The following is an 18,316-nucleotide window of genomic DNA, read 5'->3' as shown; positions in this document are numbered from 1 at the left end:
GCCTCCCCCACCCCGCATGGGGATTCCACACCACTTCAACCGGTTCACGGTTAATGGTGGAGCTTACCTGCTGGAGACGATCATCCAGCCTAGGATCATGATGAGGAGGAGGAATCCCCCGACCATCAGGAACAGGGTGACGCCGGTTTTCTCCGGGTGCTTCGCGGGTTGCTCTGGGCGGTTGCGGTTCATGCACATGGTTCCGCAGATACCGGACCAACGACATGAATGACTATTAATGAATGACTTGCGATCACCCCATCAGACTACACGATCCAGGGAAGGTGGATTGCGCAACCTGTCCGGAGCAGATCGCCCGCCCTCACCTGAAGCGGACCACCATCGCCCCCACGGCATCGCGTGGGTTCCCAGCGGCAATGGATCTGCCAGAATTTTCCCCAGGTTGACCGGAAGAACCCCCGGGAGACCTGCTTTCGTGTATATGTGTGTGTCGGGACGGATCGAGCCCATGCTTGGTCCGTCCCTCTCACGCCGGAATGCGCCGGGAGAATCCCCATGTGGGGACATTTCCTGCTAGGATCGTCCGTCGGTGTCCCGTATCCCGGTCCTATGTCAAAAACCATTCCGTGGGGGCTTGCGGCCCTCCTTTCCGTCTCGGTCGCCTCCGCCGAGATCACCCTCGCCCCGCTGTTCCAGGATGGCGCGGTGCTCCAGCGTGAAAAGCCCGCTCCCGTGTGGGGCAAGGCGACTCCGGGAAAGGATGTCACGGTGACCTTCGCCGGCCAGACAAAGAACACGAAAGCGGACGCCAGCGGCAGGTGGCAGGTGGCCCTTGATCCACTGTCCACCAGCGCGGAGGGCAGACCGCTCAGTGTAACCGAGACCGGTCTGGCGCCGAAGGAAGTGAAGGACATCCTCGTCGGCGAGGTCTGGCTGGGCAGTGGCCAGTCCAACATGGAGTGGACGGTCAGCAACACCACTCCGGAGAACAAGGCGGAGGCGGCGAAGGGTTCCGTCCCGCTGCTGCGTCTGTTCCAGGTGCCGAAGAAAGTCAGCAACAAGCGCCAGGAAACCGTGGACGCGAAATGGACGAACGCGACTCCCCAGACCGCGACCAACTTTTCCGCCGTCGGCTACTTCTTCGGCAAATACCTGACGGAGGAACTCAAAGTGCCTGTCGGCATCATCCACAGCTCGTGGGGCGGTTCCCGGATCGAGCCATGGTGGGCGGATGAAGGTCTGAAAGAGGTGCCGGATCTGGTGAACCTCTACAACGACCGGATCAAGAAGCAGCCGGGATTCCCGGAATACGACGATGCTTTCAAGAAATACGTCGGTGACGTGCGCGCGTGGAGCGACGCGGCGCAGAAGGCCCTGGACGGTGGTTTCCCCGCCCCGGACATGCCCGCCGGTCCGGAACTGCTGAAGGCCGGGTCCGGAGCGGAGACCGGCACCTACCAGGCGATGATCCATCCGCTGGTGCCCTACGCGCTCCGCGGCTTCCTCTGGTACCAAGGCGAGTCGAACTCCGGTGAAGGCATGGCCTACACGCTGAAGCAAGAAGCCCTGCTGGCAGGCTGGCGGAGGCAGTTCCGCGCGCCGGAAGCACCGTTCCTCTACGTGCAGCTCGCCCCGTATTTCTACAACGAGGGAGCGGACAAGGTCATCCCGCAGTTCTGGTGGGCGCAGCAAGCATTCCTCAAGGTCCCCCACTCCGGCATGGCCGTGACCAACGACATCGGCAATCCGAAGGACATCCACCCGAAGGAAAAGATGGAGGTCGCCCGCCGTCTGTTCCTGTGGGCGATGGCGGACACCTATGGCAAGAAGGACCTCGTCCACTCCGGCCCGCTCTTCAAAGGCTACAAGGTCACCGACAAGGGCATCGAGATCTCCTTCGATCACACCGGCGGCGGTCTGACCACCCGTGACGGCAAGGCGCCCACCCTCTTCGAGATCGCCGGAGCGGACGCCCAGTTCCAGCCCGCGGAAGCGACCATCTCCGCCGATGGCAAGACCCTGCTCGTCAACAACCCCGCGGTCGCCAAGCCGGACCGTGTCCGCTTCGCCTGGTCCCAGGTGGCCGCGCCGAACCTGATGAACAAGGAAGGCCTGCCCGCAGGTGCCTTTTACACACACTACCCGGTCGATCCCGCCCTGGGCACCAACCTGCTGAAAGGAAAGCCACACAAGTCCAGCCACCCGAACACCTACGGCTGGGACCTGGGCCTGACCGACGGCACCTGGGGCACCCATGCCCCGACGGCCTACGCCACGGATGCCTCCGACACCTTTCCGAAAACCGTCACGGTGGACCTGGGAGCGGCGCAGGACATCCAGGCCGTCATCTACGGGACCCCCTCCATCGGTGCCACCAAGACCGTCGCAGTCTCGATCAGCGAGGATGGCACGAACTTCACCGAAGTGGGCCGCAATGATTTCCCGGCCAAGAAGGCGGCAAGGGCGGAGGCACGCTTCGCTCCGAAGAAAGCCCGCTACATCCGCGCGACGTTCATCGCCAATCACGGGGCCCAGGACGACTTCGGAACCGCCTTCGCCTTCCTTTCCGAGATCGAAGCCTACGGGCCGCAGAAGTGATAGGGAGCGAATCTCCAGAGTAGCGGATCTTGGGCGTAGCGAACCTCGTGAGAGGTTCGCTACCCCTCGCGGGTCCGCAACCCCATCCCTCAATCCGCGCAATCCCTCTTCAATCCTCTTAATCTGCGCTTAAAAAAAGCGTCCTTCAGGCAGGGTCCCGCAGTTCCCTCCCGGACTTCCCCCCAAGCCGAAGGTCTCCCACCCTTCGCTACCCCTTGTAGCGGCGTCTCTCCTTAAAAGCAAAAAGGCGGGGAGATCCATGGATCCCCCCACCCGGAATTGGCGCAGCCATCACGCTGCACCCGGTAACGGTCACTTGGTCACTTCGACCTCGTAGTCGCCCAGCGCCCACTGGATGCCGGCGAGATAGTGGCGCACCACCTTCGGGTGCCAGTACATGTCATGGTTGTGGCCGAGCGAGCAGTAGAAGACGCGGCCCTTGCCCCAGTGGCGTGCCCAGGCGACACCCCAGTCCTTGTCCTCACGCTTCAGGCCCTTGACGTTCATGTCGGACTTCTCCGGATCCAGGCGCAGGAGCATGTGGACCTTGCTGGAATCATAGGGGGCCTTGAGCTGGTAGATCTCCTCCTTGAAATCGACATTCTGGCCGTCGAACATGGCAACCAGCGGGTGCTTCTCCTGACCCGGCTCCACCTTGATGCTGACCTGGGTGCCGGCGTTCCACGGATGACCGTCGAAGTAGCCGTTCACCATCTCACCATACTCCGCCCAGTCATAGAAGGTGTCCGTCGCGGCGTGGATGCCGATGAAGGCGCCACCGCCCTTGATCCAGGCCATCAGGTTCTCACGCAGCTTTCCTTCCTTCTCCTTCGCGGCGGCAACGGCAGCTTTCTTCTCGTCCTCGGAAAGCTTCTCCAGCTCCGCCTTCGACGGCAGGAATGGATTCATCGTGGTGCTGAGGAACATCACGCCGTCGAACTGCTTGAGCTTGTCGGCCTCGAAGTTCCCGAGGTCATCACTGACGACCGTTTCAAAGGCACCGGTCTTTTTCCCCATCTCCGTGAAAGCGAGCTTTCCGGTGGCGATGGAGGCGTGGCGGAAGCCGCCGGTTTTCGAGAAGACGAGGACCTTCCGCGCCTTCTTCGGCTTGGCATAGGCTTCAGCGGGCAGCGCGGCGGCGATTTTCTCGCTGGCTCCGGCGGGTGGTTGTTCACCGGCGGGGTTCTGCGCCACGACAAAGAGCGCGACAGCGCCCAGCAGACAGGTTGGTAGGATGGCCTTCATTGGAGTTTTTTGTTAGGGATCCGCGGGGCGGGCCGCAAGTGATTTGCTGAAACGCCTGTTGGTCATCCGATCTTGCATAGCGGGCGGCGGGCCGTGAATCTTTTTTCCATGACCAGCCACACCGCCCCCCTCACCCAGGAACAGGCGGAGAAACTGCGGACGGTGCTGGAGAGGGACGGCTACGACTTCGAGCCGAAGGAACACGCCATCTACTCCGCGCGGAAAGGGAAGCTCAACGTCACGGTGTACCGCAAGGGGCCGAAGGTGCTCATCCAGGGAAAGGAAACGGAGGACTTCATCCGCTTCACCCTGGAGCCGGAGATCCTCGGCGAGGCGAAGCTGGGCTACGAGGAGGTGCTCCAGCCGGAGATGTTCTCCCCCCACTTCGGCGTGGATGAGAGCGGCAAGGGTGACTTCTTCGGACCGCTGGTCATCGCCGGGGTCTACACGGACGCCGCCATCACCCGCCACCTGATGGATGCGGGCATCATGGACTCGAAGCGCATCACCAGCTCCGCGAAGATCCGCAAGCTGGCCCAGATCATCCGTGAAACGCCGGGCTGCCTGCATGAGGTCGTCTCCATCGGCCCGGAACGCTACAACGAGATGCACGCCTCCTTCGGCAATCTCAACCGGCTGCTCGCGTGGGGCCACGCCCGGGTCATCGAAAAGCTCGCGGAACGGCGGCCGGACTGCCCCCGTGCCCTCAGCGACCAGTTCGCCCGCCCGGAAGTCCTCCAGCGCGCGCTGAAGGCGAAGGGCCTCACCCTGACCCTGGAACAACGGACCAAGGGCGAATCCGACATCGCGGTGGCCGCCGCCTCCATCCTCGCCCGGGAGAGGTTCGTGGACTGGATGAAGAAAACCTCCGACGCCGGTGGGGTGGAACTCCCGCTGGGTGCGTCCGACTCCGTCGTTGCCGCGGCGCGGCAAGTCATTGCCCGTCATGGGGAGGCCGCCTTGGGCAAGGTGGCGAAACTCCATTTCCGCACTTCTGCGGTCGTTTTGGGCAAAACTCCACCGTCAGGTGATGATTCCTCGCCGGATGGCACGGAAAACGCATCGTAAGCTGCGGATTTTGCGGGACATACGACCGATAATTTGGTCTAAAATCACCGCGCATCCCGAACCATCCACTTCCGCAAGTCCCATGGCCACAATCACAAAGCGAGAACTCGTCATCAAAATCACTGATCAACTCGGTGCCAAGGGTATTGAAATCACCCAACAGAATGTCTTTGAGGTCGTCCAAACCTTGATCGATGAAATCACCGAATCCCTGGCCCACGGCGACACCGTGGTGATGCGGAACTTCGGTGCCTTCCAGGTCCGCGAGATGCGCGCCAAGATCGGCCGCAACCCGAAGGATCCGGGCAAGGACGTGCCGATCCCGGCCCGTGCCGCCGTGAAGTTCAAGCCCGGCAAGGAGATGAAGGAAAAGGTGGCCGCCACCCTCCAGATCATCCGCGAACAGAAGTGACCCTGACGGAACGCTGGCCTGCGCCGGCGTTTTCTGTTAGCGGTCATCCATGCCCGCAGCATCCCTTTCCAGGAGGACCGCGCTTTTCGCCGCGGTCCTCTTTCCTTTGGCACTCCCCTCCTGCATCTCCCGCCCCAGTGGGTATGAGGGCTACCAGACCCGGTCATACAACGTCCGCGGCGGCCACTACCAGCCGATGAGCGTCGAGCAGGCGCTCGACTACGAGGAAACCGGCGTCTGTTCCTGGTACAACGAGTCGAAGTTCCTGGGCCTGAAACGCGGCAACACCTCCCTCGGTGAAAAGGTCATGCCGTGGCACCTCATCGGTGCGCACAAGACGCTCCCCCTGCCTGCGGTGGTGAAGGTCACCAACGTCAGCAACGGGAAGTCCGTGAAGCTCCGCATCAACGACCGCGGCCCGTTCATCGACGGCCGCATGCTCGACGTCTCACCGCGCGCCGCGAAGAAGCTCGGCTTCTACGACCAAGGCCTCACCACCGTGGAGATGAAGGTGCTCTCCGTCGGTGACGGAAAATACAAGCGCAAGCGCCGGAGCTGGTTCTTCTTCTGATGAGGCCCTGACTTGGTCTCTCCTCCCACCATGCCTATCCCGCACTGCAGAAAGTTCACATGAAAGGAAATCCACTCACGAACCTGATCATCATCGGCATCCCATTCTTGGGCCCTCTGATGGCCACGCTGCTTTCCGACGCACTGGAGTTTTCGTGGCTTGATGGGCTATGCATCCTGATCCTCCTCGCGCTTCCCGTGGTTTATTTCTTCTTTTTCCGGAAAAGACGTCCCAAAGGTGACTCTCCAACCGCTGGCAGCCCCCGGCTATCTTCGGCGGAGAGAGACAGCCAGAGGCATCCGGGAATCTAGACTGGACGCGGCATTTGGAGGGAGACTACCAGAATGGAAACATTGCCAGAAATCGGGCAGAGGCCGGCGGATTGGGATGACATGGCTTTCCTATGGGAACTCCACGTGGCGACCATGCGGGGATACGTGGAGCGGACCTGGGGCTGGGATGAGACATTCCAGAGAGACCACTTCCACAAAACCTTCTCCCCGGAGCACCTGCGGATCCTGACCTGCGGTGGCCGGGACATCGGCGTGCTGGAGACCCACCTCCATCCGGACCACCTTTTCCTCGCACGGATCTCCATCCTCCCTTCCCGCCAGAATCGCGGGATCGGCACCAGGATCATCCGCCCCATCCTGCAAGATGCGGGCGAACGAAACCTCCCCGTTCGGCTGCAGGTCCTGAAAGTGAATCCCGCCCGTTTCCTCTATGAACGGATGGGCTTCACTACCTGCTCGGAAACCACCACCCATTTCATGATGACCCGCCCTCCATCGTCCGTAAAAATCGGCTGATTTCCGGACTTTGGAAAATTTCCGTCACTAAGCTCTTGCACTCAGGCGCGCGGTAGGATTCTTTTCCGCCGCACCGCGACAACGACCCGTTCGTCTATCGGTTAGGACTCCAGATTTTCATTCTGGCAAGAAGGGTTCGACTCCCTTACGGGTCGCCATTTTTTATGTGGCAGCGTGATTGAAGGGCATGTTTTCGCCCTGTGTCCCAAAGGGATCGACGGCATCCATGCATTTGGCTAAACTGGCGGAATGCCAAGGGATGCCCCAGAACCACTGATGGTCGATGTCGCATCATGGAAGGAACTCGCGGCGCGGTGCTTTCCGGAGATCCACGCCGCAATTTGCTGCGATGCTGAAATGCTCTGCGATGAACTGGCGGACATGACGGATGCGGCGCACCGTCGCGGCGACACCGATTTCCTCAGGCGGTCGTACGGTTTCATCCGCTGGTCGATGCGGTATACGGATGATGCCCGCTTGAGAAGTGCGGTCGCTCACTGGTTCTTCGACCGGATCCTGCAACTGGAGTCATCGAAGAAAGCCTGCGTGGACTTCCTCGATTGGGGCGACGTGAAGGCATTCATGGATGCCTGGGGCTGCGAACCTTCCTTCAAAGACGAAGAAAACTTCGGCGCCTTGATCGAAGTGTGGACGAAGCGCTGGGGGCGGAACCAGAAACTGCCCGATCCCATGCTGCCACCGGTCGTCCTGGAGGTGCCTCCGGAGTATGCGGATTATGTGGATCATCCCATGTACGGAAAGGGACCACGGTTCACAGGTTGGGATCCGGTGGAGGATAACTACACCGCCATGTTGTGCTGGATTCGTCCTCCGGAGAGCCGAATCCCCGGAACCGCCATCCGGGCCGATCCTGACCGGCAAAACCACGCCGGTTTTCCCTATGGAATCTACTACGATCTGAAAAGAATCTGCGAGGACTGCGCGCGGCCGTTCATCTTCTTCGCCGAGGAGCAGCGGTTCTGGTTCGAGGTGCTGCGGTTCAACGTGAATGCGGACTGCATCAGATGCCCGCCATGCAGGGAACTCCACCGGAAGAAGCGTAAGAAAAAGCGTGATGCCGGATGACGGCCAGGCGGTGAGGTATCCCGGCTCAGGGCCGTCTTCTGCCCCGGACCATGGCGATGCACGCACCGGCAGCCGCCAGCAACGCCGACGATGGCTCCGGTATGGGAGCGATGGTCACGTCGTAGTTGCCGGATCCGTCCGCCCGGAAGTGGATGTATTCGTTGGCACCGACCGGGAAGTCCCCATGCCCCAGCTCACCGGGGATCACCACGCCGTGGGTATCTTCCAACAGCCCGATGGTGGCGAAGCTTCCGCCACTCTCCACGCCGATGACGGCTTCATTGAGGTCGGGAAACATGCTCATGTCCCCATAGCTGAAGGCGATGTCCCCGGCATTGAACTGGATGCCATGGAGCGTGGTGGCACCCTCGAAGAAGATCGCCTGGAAGGTGGCGAGGTTCCCCGGATGGTCCACGCTCACCATGTTCCGCCATGTGACCGCGTAGTAGCTCTCACCCGCGCCGACGTGCTCGAGCACCTGACCGGAAGCGCCAAGTTCCAGGTCCACCCAGAGCGGGGCGATACGACTCGCACCGGACATCCCGAGAGGCTGGAGATTGTAGTCTGCGGTCGGCCCGTCCGCATCGCCAAAGCGGATGAATCCGTTGAGCGTGATGGTCGGCCCGGCCGTCGGCTCGCTGCCGAAGTAGGGGGTGATGAACGGATAGGTGCCGAAAGTCCCTTCATCCTTGTCCGCCGGGCCGGTGGAGCCGGAAGCCCGGATCACCCCGCCGACGGGATCCAGAAGCAGCGCGGCGGAGGCGGTGGAAAATGGCAGGATCAACGCGGAAACAGCGACCGAACGGAGGAAGCGGCGGGAATCATGAAGAAAATTCATCGCGCATGACTATTTGACGGAGTGATCCTTACGAAGAACACATAGCGGCATTTTTTCATCCCTGAAAAACAATGAATCTTTAATGACATCGTTTCTTGATCATCGACGCCGATTCAAGACATCGGCCCGGAACCTCCCCCCCTGAAAGTGGTAACACCACCGCATGGCCAGGATGAAAGAAATCCGGAAGGATCACCTGCTTCTTTTTTGGACCGACCTTCCGCCATGTACGAAAAGCCCTCCCGCAACGTCCCGTCCGCGCTCCGCCTGCTGGCGGTGCTGTCCATTTCCGCACCATTCTCCCAAGGCGCACTGCTGGTCTATGAGGGATTCACCGGCTACAACGCGGGCGAACTGAATGGCCAGGCGGCGAGCACACAAAGCATCGGCCTCAACGGTAGCTGGGATGGTTCATCCTACGGGAATCGCCACCAGTTGACGGCATCCGGCCTGACCTTTTCCGGTCTCGCGACGAGCGGCGGAGCATTGACCACTGGAAATGATGTCCGGCTTTCCGGCATCGCCATGAACCACGCGGGAGTCGCCGCGGGCGACACACTGTATTCCAGTTATCTGGTGAGCTTTTCCAGCGCCACCAATTCCGGGTCGGGCCTGTTGACAAGGATCAACGGCACATCCGCCACCCAGGCGAGCGGATATTTCAACTCATTCGCGGACAGCCGGTCCAGCAACTACGCCGCGGTCAGCTATGACTCGACCTTGTTCAATGCCGCCAACCATACAGCGGAAAGCACCGCCATTCCCGCCGGCCAGACTTTCATCGTCATCAGTTCCTTCACGAATGTGGGCAACGCCGCTGGCGGCACCGGAAGCCTCTACGTGCTGAGCCAGGCGCAGTTCCTCAATCTCCGGACCATCGGCCTGTCGAATCTGGCGTCACTCACGGTCGGCCAGGGAGCAACGGAGGCGTGGGCCACAGCGTCCGCAACATCAGCCTTCAACGGCAGCTTCGACAATGCGGACTTCCTCCACATCCTGTCGCTTTCATCTTCCGGGACCATCGACGAGCTGCGCTACGGCACGACGCTGGAGGCCGTGCTGCCGGTGCCGGAGGCATCCACACTCGCCCTCAGCGGTCTGGCATTCGCCGGTCTCGCCATCCGGCGGAAAAGGTCGCGTCATTGAGGCGCTGGGAGCGCCGGTCTTCAGACCGGCATCTCCGATGGTTTGGCGGGTTACCAGCGAAGCCCGCCGTCATCGATAGCTTGTTGGAGCGCGGACTTCCAGTCCGCCCCGGAGAATCCGGACTTTGCGAAGCCAAGCGGACTGAAGTCCGCGCTCCGTTCCCGCAATTCATGGTTCACGCCACGGTCTCGAACACCCCACCGCCGAGCATCCTGCCGCCATCATAGAGCGCGCAGATCTGGCCGGGGACCACGGCCCGCTGGGGATGGCGGAAGGTGAGGCGGACTTTGCCATCATCCAGTGGCTCCAGCACCGCGGGCTCCGCCTTTGAGCGGTAGCGCGGCTGCGCGTCCACCAGGCGCTTTTTGTCAAAGGGTTCATTGAGCGCGGACAGCGTGCCGACCACACACTCCTTCGCATACAGGCCGTGGGTCTCCGGCAGGTCCCAGCCGACGACGAGCTGGTTTTTCTCCGGCACCTTGCCGACGACGACATAGGCCATGCCCTCCCGGGGTGACGCGACGCCGTGCCCTTTCCGCTGTCCCAGCGTATAGAGGTGCAGGCCCTGGTGAGTGCCCATCACGCGGCCGTCCGTATCGATGATATCGCCGGGATTGTCCGCGACGTAGTGGCGCAGGAAATCGCTCATCTTCACCTGACCCAGGAAGCAGATGCCCTGGCTGTCCTTTTTCTCCGCCACCGGCAGGCCGAAGCGGCGGGCAACGTCCCGCACCTCCGGCTTCAGCATCTCCCCCGTCGGAAAAAGCGCGTGCGCCGCCTGGAACTGCGTCATCAGGGAAAGGAAGTAGCTCTGGTCCTTGTTCGGGTCCGCGCCGCGCAGGATGGCGGACTGGCCGTCCGGCAGGATGCGCTTCCGCGCGTAGTGGCCGGTCCCCACGAATTCGAAGCCTTGGCTGATGGCGTAGTCCAGAAAGACGCCGAACTTCATCTCCCGGTTGCACCAGACGTCCGGGTTCGGCGTGATGCCGGAGCGGTAGCCCTCCACCAGGTAGTCCACGATGCGGTCCTTGTAGGAGTCGATGAGGTCGATGACGCGGAACTCGATGCCCAGCGTCTTCGCCACAGCCTTCGCGTCCTCGATGTCCTGCTCCCACGGGCAGTCCCCGGGGATGCCCTCCTCATTGATCCAGTTCTTCATGTAGCCGGCGGCCACCTCGTGCCCCTGCTCCAGCAGCAACGCCGCCGCCACGGAGCTGTCCACCCCGCCTGAAAGTCCTACCAGAACCCGTGCCATGCGGCGGGAGATTCAGGATGCCCGGCCCGGGATGCAAGTGGAGATTTCCCCCGGCCCCAAGGGCGTCATACCTCTCCGGAGATGACTTTCACTTTGCCTGAGAGTCTGGTTTGGATTTGGGAATGGGCATGAGCCGCTCCATCACCTCCTGGAACTCTTTTGAGGAAAGCCCCGTCCATGAGGCGCCACTGCTCCAGCCCGGATACTCGATATAGAAGTTCATGCACTGATAGCAGATGCTGGTCTGGAAAATCACCTCATCACCATTGGTGACCCGGATGCCATGAATCGGATAGTGGCACAATATGCCATTGGCGCGATACGCGCCAACCGTGGCCTTCAATGACGGCATGAGCGCCTTCACCTCATCCGGAGACAGTCTCTTCCGCTGGAGGATCTTTGAAGTGCTTCCGTATGGGGCGATTGGAAAGCGATCCCTCGGCAGGCGTTTCTGCCAACCACGATCTGTGGACTTCACCTTCTCCTCTCCCATACCTGAGAGGAGAAAAACCTCGATCTCCATGGCTGGGGAAATCGCCTCCGCCAGATCCCTGCGGTAGGCGGCCTCCGCTTTTTCCAACGCTTCGTCATAGCGTTTGTCAGCTTGTTCGATCGCGGCCTTTATTTCCGGGGACGGGGAAGGCCGGAGGGTGAGCCATGGGGCTTCCCCGATCCTTGCCGCACGCCCCAACTGCCGCTCTGAATCGGTTTCCAGCAGATTTTCCATCGCGGACTCCGCCGCTTCACCCACGGTATCTCCCGCGAACCACTCGCCGGGAAACTCTCCCAGGGCTGCCTTGTCCTCCAGCAACCGCTCCACATCCGGCTCAAGGCGGATGTCCCCCAGCAGGCCCGCCGTTGCGGCCGCGAAGGCACGCTTCACCGGTTCCTTCTCCGCCATCATCCCACGCAGCGCGGGAATGGGATCCTCCCGCCAGCGACCCAGCAACCTGGCGGCCAGAGCCGGAGCATCGCCATCTTCGATGGACTTTCCGGTGTATGCCAGATCCAGCAGCTCGACGGTTGTGATCTTTCCGTCCTCACGGAGCTTGTCCCACAGCGGCTGGCTCTGTTCTTTAAACTCCTCCGCCCACCATCCGGGCGGCTTGGCAGGGACAGCTCCATTTTCCTGTGCCTCTGAAATGGCAATGCAGCAGGAAAAGGCAGCCAACAGCCCCGCGGACAAACGGTGCCACAAGGAAATGGAGATGAGTCGGATCATGGGACGACAGATTCGCCCATCTTTCCCAATCCGGAGGTCGGATCGAGGAAAAAGAAGATCGGGGTTGGAAGCCCCGGCACCGGCCTGGGCCAAGATAGCCCAGCCACATTTTCAGAGACCCCGCCGGCGGCGGACCGCCATGCCGGCCATTCCCACCGCCAGCAACGCGGCGGCGGAAGGTTCCGGGATGAACTCCAGCCGCAGGTTGTCCATCGCGCTGATGCCGTTCGTGTTCCTGACATCGTAGGCGGCGAAGGCGGCGGAATCCGAATAGAGCACTGACGAACCAATCTGGCTGGAGATGGTGAGCGGAGTTCCCACATTATCCATGACCACCGGGGTGGCGGTTCCATCGGCACCGATGGAGTAGAGGGTCAGAACGGAAGCGAATGTGTTCGCCGTGTCGGTCTTCACGGTCTCATAGACCAGCCGGTACCAATTTCCGGCAGTGAACAGAGACTGGTTGAACGAGAGCGTCTCGACATCGGACGTTCCGCTGCGGAGGCGGAGGGTCACGCCGGAGCCTCCGGCAGACCTGATGATACTGCCCCCCATCGAATTGGTGGACGACATGGCCGTGGCTTGGGTCGTCACGAAGCCGAAATTCAACACCGTCAGATCCGTTGCCTCGATATCCGACCAGCGGAAATCCGCGCTGGAACGGAAACCCTGACCACTGGAAAGCGCCGCCAGGTCAATGGCCGATGTGGCGTCCGCCCCCGGAGTCGGGCGGTAGTATTTGTTGCTGGAGGACGATCCCACCAGAATGCCCTCTCCCCCGCCCACCCCCGCGGTTCCATTCCAGGTCCATCCCGGAACCGCTGCATCACTTGCTCCGGCGAAGGCAGAGGTCAGTGAAGTCTCGTCTCCGCTGAAATCCGCGAAATAGGAAGTGATGGCGGCGGGGCAGACTGCGGAAAGGCACAGAAAGGCGGCGGCGGTGCCGAACCATGGGGAGCGTTTCATGAGGAACAGAGGTGGGTTTTCGAGGAAAGTGGAGGCCTCTCGACTGCGGTGATTTCTACCAGAAATCCCGGATCATCCGGCATCCCCCATTCGTGTGATGTTCATTCCGGAGGGCGGAAATTCCGGTTCCCTTCCGCCCCCGGCAGCGTGCAGACTCCGCGCATGCAATCCATGACCGGCTTCGGCCGCGGCTCCTCCACCAGCGGCACCTGGCTGGCCACCGTTGAAATCAGCTCCGTGAACCGCAAGCAGGCGGAGATCGTGGTGCAGGCACCCCGCGACCTGAACGAGCTGGAGGCCCGCATCCGGAAACACGCGCTGGCCGCCGTGGCACGCGGCCGTGTCCAGATCTCCATCACGCTGGACCAGCCGGGGCTGGCGGCAAATGCCATCACCATCGACACCGTGCAGGCGCTCGCATTCGAGAACGCCTTCCGGGAGCTGGGCAAGCTGCTGGACCGCGAGCTGAAGCCGGAGCCGTCCGACTTCCTCCGGCAGCCCGGCATCTTCAACACCGGCCGCACGGAGGTCGATGTGGAGGCGGCCTGGCTGGCGGTCGAGCCCGCCTTGCTGGAGGCTCTCTCCCAACTCACCACCATGCGTTTGCGCGAGGGGGATGACCTGAAGGCGGACTTCCTCACCCGACTGGGCACGCTGGCCGCACTGGCGGGAAGAATCGCACTCGAAGCCCCGGGCCGCCCGGCGCGTCAGTTGGAACAACTCCAGAAACGCCTGCGCGACTCCGGACTGGAGATCGATCTGAACGATGAGCGGGTGCTGAAGGAACTGTCGATCTACGCGGACCGCTGCGACATCACGGAGGAGCTCACCCGGCTGGGCTCCCACTTCGCGAAGTTCCGTGAATACCTGGACGGCGCGGAGCCACCCGGACGGCCGCTGGATTTCCTCTGCCAGGAACTGTTCCGGGAGTTCAACACCATCGGCTCGAAAGCGAATGACTCGTCCATCGCCCAGACGGTGGTGGAGGCGAAGACCGAGCTGGAGAAAATCCGCGAGCAGGTCCAGAACGTGGAGTAAAGGAGGGTGGACACTCCTGTCCACCGGCGGCATTGGCGAATTATCAAGGATTCACCGCAAAGTCGCAAAGACCTGACTACCATTAAATCTCTCCTTCTTTTTATCACCATTTCAGCCGGTGGACAGGAGTGTCCACCCTCCCATATGGGCTACGCGATCACGTGCCGCGTCGCTTTTGACACGCGCGCAGTTGGTTCCCTACGCTAACGAATCCCCCCATGAGAATCGTCGTCCACGACTATGCAGGCCACGCTTTCCCACCATCGCTGAGCCGGGAGCTCGCGGCGCGCGGCCATGAGGTCGTCCACGCCTTCGCCAGCTCCCTGCAGACACCGCGCGGGGAACTCCGCACGCGTGAGGGAGACCCGTCCTCCCTTTCCTTCCGCGAGGTGGCGATGGACAGCGACTATGTCCGCTACAAGTATTCCTTCCTGCGGCGGAGGAAAATGGAGATCGCCTACGGAAAGGAAGCCGCCCGCTTCATCAGTGAGTGGCGACCGGACGCGGTGATCTCCGGGAACACGCCGACGGAGGCCCAGGGCCCCATCGTCCGCGCGGCGGTGGGCTGCGGCGCGCGCTTCCACTACTGGGTCCAGGATTTCTACAGCCTGGCGGTGGACAAGCTGGTGCGGAAGAAACTGCCGCTTGTGGGCATCCCCATCGGCGCATGGTACCGGCACCTCGACCGCCGCCAGTTCCGGGACAGCTCCACGGTCATCGCCATCACGGAGGATTTCGCGCCCGTGTTGTCACAGGAATTCGGCGTGGATCCGTCCCGCGTTGCGGTGATCCCGAACTGGGCGCTGATCGATGAGATCCCGTCCCTGCCGAAGGACAATGACTGGTCCCGCAAACATGGGCTGCACGACAAGTTCGTCTTCCTTTACACCGGCACCATCGGCATGAAGCACAACCCCGGCCTGCTGCTGGAACTGGCCCGCCACTATGCGGCGGATCCGGAGGTGAGGGTGGTGGTGGTGTCCGAGGGCATCGGCTCCGAGTGGCTGCGGGAGCAATCCGCGAAGGAAAACCTGACGAACCTGGTGCTGCTCCCCTACCAACCCTTCGGCGACCTGCCCGCGGTGATGGCGTCCGGAGACGTGCTCACCGCCATTCTCGAGCCGGAAGCCGCCGAGTTTTCCGTCCCGTCGAAGACCCTCACCTACCTCTGCGCGGAGCGTCCGCTTCTGCTGGCCATGCCGGCGGGAAACCTGGCCGCCCGCATCACCGGGCGGAATGATGCCGGGGTGATCGTCCCGCCGCATGACACCGGGGCCTTCGTCCGGGAGGCCGCCTACCTGCGGGACTCCCCGGAGCGCCGCGGCGAGCTGGCCCGGAACGCACGCGCCTATGCGGAGCGGACCTTCCCCATCGGGCGGACCGCACAGGCTTTCGAGGATCTACTTACTTCCGCGTGATGCTCTCCGTCCTCGCAGACCATGGTTTGCTACCACGGTGGCTCCGGCCAGCGGTTGGGGAGGACGACACCGTAGCCATCCCCCGCACGTGGAGCGCGGTGTGGATCGAGCGGCTGCTGTGGGTGTTCATGATTTCCTTCGCCTTCGACTACCGCGCGTCCGACACGCGGACCGGAGGTGCGGGCATCGACCAGATGCTTTTCCTGCTGGCATGGGCCGGGTCCACGGGGTGCATCTTTCTGCTCGGCTGGAGGTTCCTGCTCGTCCGCCCCATCGCCTGGTTCATCCTCCTCTGGGGAGGATTCCTGGCCTACATGATCGGGAACGCGGTGCTCCAGGGCGTTCCGTTCGACCGGTGGTTCCGCATGGTGCTGCCGCTGATCTTCCTGTTCACCGGGATCATGAACGCCCACATCGCCGGTTGTGCGGGCATCCGTCCTTCGCGGATCGTCGCGCCGGTGTTCGCCGCGGCGTGCATCAACGTGATCTGGCGGATCATCCATGGCTTCCTGTTCAAGGAGGTGACGCTGGAGACGGTCCGGATCGAGGTGCAGAGCCCGTCGGGCAACTGGCTGGCGGCGTGGATCGGCTGCGCGCTGCTGCTCCGCAGCCGGTTCCACTGGAGCCTGCTGGTGGCCATCAGCGTGCTGTTCATCGGCGTCTTCATCACGGTCACCCGTTCGTTGCTGTTCCCGGTCTTCGCCTCCGCGCTGGCCAGCGGCATCTGCTTCCTGCTGGCCGTCCGCTGGCGCCAGTTCGAGTGGATGGACCTGGTGAAGCGGCTGCTGCCCGTGGCCATCGCCTGCGTCGCCGGCCTGGGTCTGCTGGGGCTGGCGGCGGTTTTCCAACCACGCATGATCGAAAGGTGGAACGAGCGGCTGTTCCACCTGGCGGACGACCGCAATCTCACGGCGGACATTTCCTACCTGACGCGGAAGGCGGAGGCGGACTCGATCGCCAAGATCCTGGCGGACGAGCCGCACCACTTCATCAACGGCATGGGCATCGGCGCGTCCTACAACTGGGATGCCGCCTACATGCCGGAAATCTTCCTCGTCTTTCCGGAGGACAGCGAGCTGGGCGTGGATGTCTGGACCATCGGCCACTCGACATGGAGCTACGCGCTGTTCAGCGGCGGCATCATCGCGCTCGCGGGCTACTCCGCGCTCATCATCGGGACGCTGGTGACCAGTATCCGTTCCGCGCGGGCGAACGCGTCCCACCCGGGGCCTGACCAATGGCTCGCTTTCCTGCCGTTCATCGCCACCTGCTGTGTGCTGAGCGAGACGCTGACGTCGAATCCGTTCAACGAACGCCTGGCGGGCATGACGTTCGGCATGATGCTGGGGATGTTGCAGGCGTTCTTCATACGGGCATCCTGGATCCACCGCAGCATCACCTCCTGAAAAGCCCACCCATGTCACCGCATACCGGAAAGCTCATCGTCGTGGCGGATCCCATCTGGATCGGCCACCACCCGATGTACCTCGCGCAGTTCACCGCGGCATTCGTCCGGCTGGGCGCCCACGTGGTCGCGCTGTGCCCGGAACCGGAGGAAGCCCGCCGGGAGATTCTGGCGGCGGTGTCCGCTGAGGTCGCGGCGGATCTGGACCGCCACGTGACCATCGGTCGGATCGAACCCGCGCGGAGGAGCTTCCTCAACGGCCGCTTCGAGGGCGACCCGGTGGGCACCACCCAGCGCTGGATGCAGGTGCAGCGGGAGATTTCACGGACGGAGGCACGCAACGGCCGGCCGGTGGACCTGGTCTATTTCCCGTATCTGGACACCTACCTGCGCTTCCTTCCGGTCAGCCTGGCCCCGGAGATCCTGCTGGGCAGGCCGTGGGCGGGCCTCTACCTGCGCAACCACCACCATGCCGCGCCGCCCTCCCTGAAACGCTCCGTCGTGATGATGGGAAAGGGGGACGCTATCCTGCGCTCCGCCTCCTGCCGCGGCATCGGCGTGCTGGACGAACGCTTTATTCCGGAAATGGAACGCTTCACCGGCAGGACCGTGCGGATGTTCCCGGATTTCACGGACACGACGCTGCCGGAGGAACCCTCCGCGCTGGCGCGGGAGATCCTGGCGAAGGCCGGAGGCCGCACCATCGTCGGCATGATCGGCCTGGAGCGACGGAAAGGCCTGCTGACCCTGCTGCGGACGGCGGAGCTGGCGATGCTACGGGATCTGCCGTACTACTTCGTGGGAGGCGGCCGCATTTTCCGCCAGGAATACACGGATGAAGAGTGGGCGGGCATCCTGAAGCTGGCCGGCGGCGGACTGGAAAATCTCCACCTGGATCCGGAGGCGGGCCGCATCCCCACGGAGGCGGAGTTCAACTCGCTGTTCTCCACCTTCTCCGTCGCATGGGCAGCGTATGAGAATTTCCAAGGCAGCAGCAACACGCTGGGAAAGGCGGCGGCTTTCCGCATCCCCTGCCTGGCCAGCGACGGCGGGTGCGTGGGATACCGGGTGGAAACCTACGGCACCGGCCTGACCATCCCGCAGGGAGACGCGGACCGGGCGCTGGAGGCCATCCCTCTCATGCGGGAGGGACGGGACCGGAACGGCCGGCCGCTCGCGCTGCGGCATGCGGACTTCCAGGCGGACCATTCGCTCGCGCGGCTGGACCAACTGCTGGGGGAGCTGCAGGTGGGTTGAGGGGAGCCTGAGATATGAGAA

17 protein-coding genes and 1 tRNA gene are annotated in these 18,316 nt (G+C 62.6%); 12 read left to right on the top strand and 6 right to left on the bottom strand.

Translation table 11 applies throughout. From position 1 onward, the window contains the following. Window positions 1-63: 63 nt before the first annotated feature. Entirely contained in the window at window positions 64-192 is a 129-nt protein-coding gene (locus tag OVA24_RS08955; protein ID WP_267674865.1) for a hypothetical protein, read from the bottom strand. Between the two features lie 378 nt (window positions 193-570). Here OVA24_RS08955 and OVA24_RS08950 point away from each other — a divergent pair, with 378 nt between their 5' ends. Further along, complete coding sequence (locus OVA24_RS08950) at window positions 571-2,559, top strand: sialate O-acetylesterase (RefSeq protein ID WP_267674864.1); 1,989 nt, start codon at window positions 571-573, stop codon at window positions 2,557-2,559. A gap of 312 nt (window positions 2,560-2,871) precedes the next feature. Here OVA24_RS08950 and OVA24_RS08945 read toward each other — a convergent pair whose 3' ends face one another. Further along, complete coding sequence (locus OVA24_RS08945; RefSeq protein WP_267674863.1) at window positions 2,872-3,804, bottom strand: ThuA domain-containing protein; 933 nt, start codon at window positions 3,802-3,804, stop codon at window positions 2,872-2,874. A gap of 108 nt (window positions 3,805-3,912) precedes the next feature. Between OVA24_RS08945 and rnhC the strand changes: the two genes are divergently transcribed. The 6 genes from rnhC (at window position 3,913) to OVA24_RS08915 (ending at window position 7,750) form a co-directional block, all read left to right on the top strand. Next, window positions 3,913-4,872: a ribonuclease HIII gene (gene rnhC / locus OVA24_RS08940; protein WP_267674862.1), complete on the top strand. Its 960-nt coding sequence runs from the start codon at window positions 3,913-3,915 to the stop codon at window positions 4,870-4,872. A gap of 82 nt (window positions 4,873-4,954) precedes the next feature. Further along, window positions 4,955-5,284 (top strand): HU family DNA-binding protein, encoded by a 330-nt coding sequence (locus OVA24_RS08935; RefSeq protein ID WP_267674861.1) that lies wholly within the window; start codon window positions 4,955-4,957, stop codon window positions 5,282-5,284. 49 nt (window positions 5,285-5,333) lie between these two features. Beyond that, entirely contained in the window at window positions 5,334-5,855 is a 522-nt protein-coding gene (locus tag OVA24_RS08930; protein ID WP_267674860.1) for a septal ring lytic transglycosylase RlpA family protein, read from the top strand. Between the two features lie 392 nt (window positions 5,856-6,247). Continuing rightward, window positions 6,248-6,664, top strand: coding sequence for a GNAT family N-acetyltransferase (locus tag OVA24_RS08925; protein WP_267674859.1), 417 nt, complete (start codon window positions 6,248-6,250; stop codon window positions 6,662-6,664). Between the two features lie 83 nt (window positions 6,665-6,747). Further along, window positions 6,748-6,822 (top strand) — tRNA-Glu (locus OVA24_RS08920). A gap of 118 nt (window positions 6,823-6,940) precedes the next feature. Next, window positions 6,941-7,750, top strand: coding sequence for a zinc-ribbon domain containing protein (locus OVA24_RS08915; protein ID WP_267674858.1), 810 nt, complete (start codon window positions 6,941-6,943; stop codon window positions 7,748-7,750). Window positions 7,751-7,775: 25 nt separating this feature from the next. Here OVA24_RS08915 and OVA24_RS08910 read toward each other — a convergent pair whose 3' ends face one another. Beyond that, complete coding sequence (locus tag OVA24_RS08910; RefSeq protein WP_267674857.1) at window positions 7,776-8,588, bottom strand: NIDO-like domain-containing protein; 813 nt, start codon at window positions 8,586-8,588, stop codon at window positions 7,776-7,778. Between the two features lie 225 nt (window positions 8,589-8,813). Here OVA24_RS08910 and OVA24_RS08905 point away from each other — a divergent pair, with 225 nt between their 5' ends. Then, a complete protein-coding gene (locus OVA24_RS08905; protein ID WP_267674856.1) occupies window positions 8,814-9,734 on the top strand; it encodes a PEP-CTERM sorting domain-containing protein in 921 nt (306 codons plus the stop codon). A gap of 175 nt (window positions 9,735-9,909) precedes the next feature. Here the strand turns inward: OVA24_RS08905 and mnmA are convergent, their stop codons facing one another. The 3 genes from mnmA to OVA24_RS08890 all read right to left on the bottom strand — a co-directional run bounded on the left by mnmA (window position 9,910) and on the right by OVA24_RS08890 (window position 13,177). Next, window positions 9,910-10,989, bottom strand: coding sequence for a tRNA 2-thiouridine(34) synthase MnmA (gene mnmA, locus OVA24_RS08900; protein ID WP_267674855.1), 1,080 nt, complete (start codon window positions 10,987-10,989; stop codon window positions 9,910-9,912). An 88-nt stretch (window positions 10,990-11,077) separates the two neighbouring features. After that, on the bottom strand, window positions 11,078-12,211 hold the full coding sequence (locus OVA24_RS08895; protein ID WP_267674854.1) for a HEAT repeat domain-containing protein: 1,134 nt from the start codon (window positions 12,209-12,211) through the stop codon (window positions 11,078-11,080). Between the two features lie 111 nt (window positions 12,212-12,322). Beyond that, window positions 12,323-13,177 (bottom strand): PEP-CTERM sorting domain-containing protein, encoded by an 855-nt coding sequence (locus tag OVA24_RS08890; RefSeq protein ID WP_267674853.1) that lies wholly within the window; start codon window positions 13,175-13,177, stop codon window positions 12,323-12,325. Between the two features lie 162 nt (window positions 13,178-13,339). Between OVA24_RS08890 and OVA24_RS08885 the strand changes: the two genes are divergently transcribed. The 4 genes from OVA24_RS08885 (at window position 13,340) to OVA24_RS08870 (ending at window position 18,295) form a co-directional block, all read left to right on the top strand. Further along, window positions 13,340-14,215, top strand: a complete 876-nt coding sequence (locus OVA24_RS08885) for a YicC/YloC family endoribonuclease (protein ID WP_267674852.1) — start codon at window positions 13,340-13,342, stop codon at window positions 14,213-14,215. A 218-nt stretch (window positions 14,216-14,433) separates the two neighbouring features. Continuing rightward, window positions 14,434-15,633: a glycosyltransferase family 4 protein gene (locus OVA24_RS08880; protein ID WP_267674851.1), complete on the top strand. Its 1,200-nt coding sequence runs from the start codon at window positions 14,434-14,436 to the stop codon at window positions 15,631-15,633. Further along, window positions 15,633-17,039 carry an O-antigen ligase family protein gene (locus OVA24_RS08875; RefSeq protein ID WP_267674850.1) on the top strand — a complete coding sequence of 469 codons (1,407 nt, stop codon included), beginning with the start codon at window positions 15,633-15,635 and terminating at the stop codon, window positions 17,037-17,039. The genes OVA24_RS08880 and OVA24_RS08875 overlap by 1 nt, the downstream gene beginning before the upstream one ends. 11 nt (window positions 17,040-17,050) lie before the next feature. After that, window positions 17,051-18,295, top strand: a complete 1,245-nt coding sequence (locus tag OVA24_RS08870; protein WP_267674849.1) for a glycosyltransferase family protein — start codon at window positions 17,051-17,053, stop codon at window positions 18,293-18,295. Window positions 18,296-18,316: the final 21 nt, after the last annotated feature.

Origin of the sequence: Luteolibacter sp. SL250, assembly GCF_026625605.1 — a bacterium.
Taxonomy (GTDB): domain Bacteria; phylum Verrucomicrobiota; class Verrucomicrobiia; order Verrucomicrobiales; family Akkermansiaceae; genus Luteolibacter.
This window is presented reverse-complemented; position numbering and strand designations above follow the sequence as displayed.

Coding starts and splice junctions, on each gene's coding strand:
- OVA24_RS08955 (WP_267674865.1), bottom strand. CDS start 192: ATGAACCGCAACCGCCCAGAGCAACCCGCGAAGCACCCGGAGAAAACC.
- OVA24_RS08950 (WP_267674864.1), top strand. CDS start 571: ATGTCAAAAACCATTCCGTGGGGGCTTGCGGCCCTCCTTTCCGTCTCG.
- OVA24_RS08945 (WP_267674863.1), bottom strand. CDS start 3,804: ATGAAGGCCATCCTACCAACCTGTCTGCTGGGCGCTGTCGCGCTCTTT.
- rnhC (WP_267674862.1), top strand. CDS start 3,913: ATGACCAGCCACACCGCCCCCCTCACCCAGGAACAGGCGGAGAAACTG.
- OVA24_RS08935 (WP_267674861.1), top strand. CDS start 4,955: ATGGCCACAATCACAAAGCGAGAACTCGTCATCAAAATCACTGATCAA.
- OVA24_RS08930 (WP_267674860.1), top strand. CDS start 5,334: ATGCCCGCAGCATCCCTTTCCAGGAGGACCGCGCTTTTCGCCGCGGTC.
- OVA24_RS08925 (WP_267674859.1), top strand. CDS start 6,248: ATGGCTTTCCTATGGGAACTCCACGTGGCGACCATGCGGGGATACGTG.
- OVA24_RS08915 (WP_267674858.1), top strand. CDS start 6,941: ATGGTCGATGTCGCATCATGGAAGGAACTCGCGGCGCGGTGCTTTCCG.
- OVA24_RS08910 (WP_267674857.1), bottom strand. CDS start 8,588: ATGAATTTTCTTCATGATTCCCGCCGCTTCCTCCGTTCGGTCGCTGTT.
- OVA24_RS08905 (WP_267674856.1), top strand. CDS start 8,814: ATGTACGAAAAGCCCTCCCGCAACGTCCCGTCCGCGCTCCGCCTGCTG.
- mnmA (WP_267674855.1), bottom strand. CDS start 10,989: ATGGCACGGGTTCTGGTAGGACTTTCAGGCGGGGTGGACAGCTCCGTG.
- OVA24_RS08895 (WP_267674854.1), bottom strand. CDS start 12,211: ATGATCCGACTCATCTCCATTTCCTTGTGGCACCGTTTGTCCGCGGGG.
- OVA24_RS08890 (WP_267674853.1), bottom strand. CDS start 13,177: ATGAAACGCTCCCCATGGTTCGGCACCGCCGCCGCCTTTCTGTGCCTT.
- OVA24_RS08885 (WP_267674852.1), top strand. CDS start 13,340: ATGCAATCCATGACCGGCTTCGGCCGCGGCTCCTCCACCAGCGGCACC.
- OVA24_RS08880 (WP_267674851.1), top strand. CDS start 14,434: ATGAGAATCGTCGTCCACGACTATGCAGGCCACGCTTTCCCACCATCG.
- OVA24_RS08875 (WP_267674850.1), top strand. CDS start 15,633: ATGCTCTCCGTCCTCGCAGACCATGGTTTGCTACCACGGTGGCTCCGG.
- OVA24_RS08870 (WP_267674849.1), top strand. CDS start 17,051: ATGTCACCGCATACCGGAAAGCTCATCGTCGTGGCGGATCCCATCTGG.